Source organism: Streptomyces sp. RP5T (assembly GCF_003933965.1).
Classification (GTDB): domain Bacteria; phylum Actinomycetota; class Actinomycetes; order Streptomycetales; family Streptomycetaceae; genus Streptomyces.
The window spans coordinates 1-2,378 of sequence record NZ_RSAJ01000908.1 but is presented as its reverse complement, the minus strand read 5'-3'; the positions used below and the strand labels follow the sequence as shown (position 1 = coordinate 2,378).

Genomic DNA, 2,378 nt, shown 5'->3' with positions numbered 1-2,378 from the left:
GACCCGCGTCGCGCAGTGCCGGGCCCAGCAGGCGGCGCCGGGCCCGCGCCGCCGCGGCGCCCGCGACCAGGCCGAGCAGCAGAAGGGCCAGCACCGAGCCCTGGAGCAGCGGCAGGTCCTGCGAGCGGGCCGCGCCGAGGGCCGTACGCCCGATGCCGGGCACCGCGAACACCAGCTCCACGGCCACCGCGCCGCCCGCAAGGCCGACCGCGGCCATGCCGAACTGCGGTACCAGCGGCGGCAGTACGCGTCTGAGGGCGGCCGCCGAGATTCTCGTACGGCTCACTCCCGCGCCCCGCCACAGCTCCACCCAGCGCTCGCCGAACACGGCGGGCAGGGCGTCCGCGACCAGCCGTCCCAGCAGCCCGCCCGCGGGCACGCCGAGGGCGAGGGCGGGCAGCACCAGATGGGCCGGGCCCGTCCAGCCGGACGTCGGCGCCACACCGAGCCACACCCCGAACACCAGCAGGGCGACGGTGGCCAGCAGGAACTCGGGGACGGCGGCGAGCATCGCGGCGAGGGCGCCGGCCGAGCCCCGCCCTCGCACGAGCACGGGGGCCACCAGGGCGGCGGCCAGCAGGACCGCCACGCCGAGCGCCGCGCCCATCAGGGCCAGGGACACCTGGAGCCCGGCGAGGACGGCGGGCAGGACGTCGTGGCCCGACACCCAGGAGGTGCCGAGGTCGCCGTGCAGGAGGTCTCCTGCCCACCTCCCCAGCAGATGAAGGGGGCCGGCGTCCAGACCGAGGTCCTCGCGGATCGCGGTGAGGGCCTCCTCGGTGGCCTCCTGCTCGGCCGACCGGGCCCGCAGGACGGTGAGCGCGGGGTCCCGGTGGGAGAGCCAGGGGAGCAGGCCCACGGCGGCGACGACCGCGAGCAGGCTCAGAAGCCGGGTCGTCCCGGCGGCCGTGGGCCTCACTTCACGTACGTGGCGGCGGTGACCAGCTCGCGCTCGCGCGGGTCGTGCGCGGCGCCCACGACCCCGGCGGCGTCGCCCTGGATCACCCGCTCGTGGAGCAGCGGGACGGCGGCGTCCTGCGCGAGTACGGCGGCCTCGGCCGCGACGATCGCCCGGCGGCGGGTGTCCCCGACGGGGGTGTCGGCGGCCTTCTCCAGGGCTGCGTCGGCCGACCTGTCGGAGAAGTGCGAGAGGTTGAAGGTGCCCTCGGAGGCGAAGTCGCTGTAGAGATAGGCGGCCGGGTCGCCGGAGTCGAGGACGGTGGCGCGGGAGAGCACGAACGCGTCGAACTCGCCCGCGAGCGCGTCGGATTCGATGTTCGCGTACTCGCGGACGTCCAGCTTCACCGTGAACCCGGCCTGCTGGAGCTGCTGTTGCAGTGCCGCCGCGACCTCGGGCATCTCGGTGCGGTCGGTGTAGGTGCCGATGGTGATCGTCTCGCCGCGCGGGCTGCCCGCCGCGACGCGCCGGACGGGCGTGCGCAGTTCGGCGGCCCAGGGCAGCGCGGGTCCGAGCAGTCCCTCGGCGACGTCGGCCCGTCCCTCGTACACGCCCTCGACCAGGGCCCCGGCGTCGATCGCCTCGCGGGCGGCGGCGCGCAGCGAGGCGTCCTCGAAGGCGCCGTCGCCCGTGTTCAGGTACAGCGTGTTGGTGCGCGGCATGGGGACCTCGGTGATCAGGTCCTGGTCGAGGACGGCGGCCTGCGAGACCGGTACCGCCTCGACGATGTCGGCCTCACCGCTGCGCAGGGCGGCCGCGCGGGCGGTGCCGTCGGGCACGAACCGCACGTCGATACCGGGGGACTTGGCCTTGGCGCCCCAGTAGCCGTCGTAGCGGTCGAGGGTGGCGGAGGAGGTGCCGTCGACCTGCGTGAGCTCGAAGGGGCCGGTGCCGGCGCCGACCGGGTTCACGGTCTTCCCGGTGTACGCGCGCGCCGCGAGGACCGACAGCTGCGGGGAGCTGAGGCGCTGCGGGACCAGTGGGTCCTCGTGGGCGGTGGTGACGCTGACGGTGCCGGCGTCCACGGCCCGCGCCGTCAGCTCGACGCCGTCCAGGATGCGGGGCTTGGGGGCGGCGGTGGCGGCCCGGGTGAGGGACCGTACGACCGCCTCGGCGTCCAGCTTCGTGCCGTCGTGGAAGGTGACGCCGTCGCGTATCCCGAAGGTCCAGGTACGGCCCGACCGCTGCCACGCGGTGGCGAGGGCGGGCTCGGCGTTCCCGTCCGCGTCCAGCTTGACCAGCGTCTCGGCCGTCGCCCAGCGCGACAGCTTGAACGCGTCGTCGGTCAGGGGGGACAGGCCCGAGCGCGGGGGCTGCATCATCGCGACGCGAACGCGCTTGCCGTCGCCGTCGCCCTCGGCGGAGGTGCCGGAGAAACAGCCGGTGAGCAGGGTGGACGCCAGGGCGGCCGGGATCAGGT

The 2,378-nt window shown here is 75.7% G+C and carries 2 protein-coding genes; both read right to left on the bottom strand.

The annotated features are described in order from the left end of the window. Positions 1-919 (bottom strand): ABC transporter permease (locus EHS43_RS42790; protein WP_148104279.1); only part of this gene is annotated, 919 nt, incomplete at its 3' end. Beyond that, on the bottom strand, positions 916-2,376 hold the full coding sequence (locus tag EHS43_RS42785; RefSeq protein ID WP_125195848.1) for an ABC transporter substrate-binding protein: 1,461 nt from the start codon (positions 2,374-2,376) through the stop codon (positions 916-918). The genes EHS43_RS42790 and EHS43_RS42785, both read right to left, overlap by 4 nt. Positions 2,377-2,378: the final 2 nt, after the last annotated feature.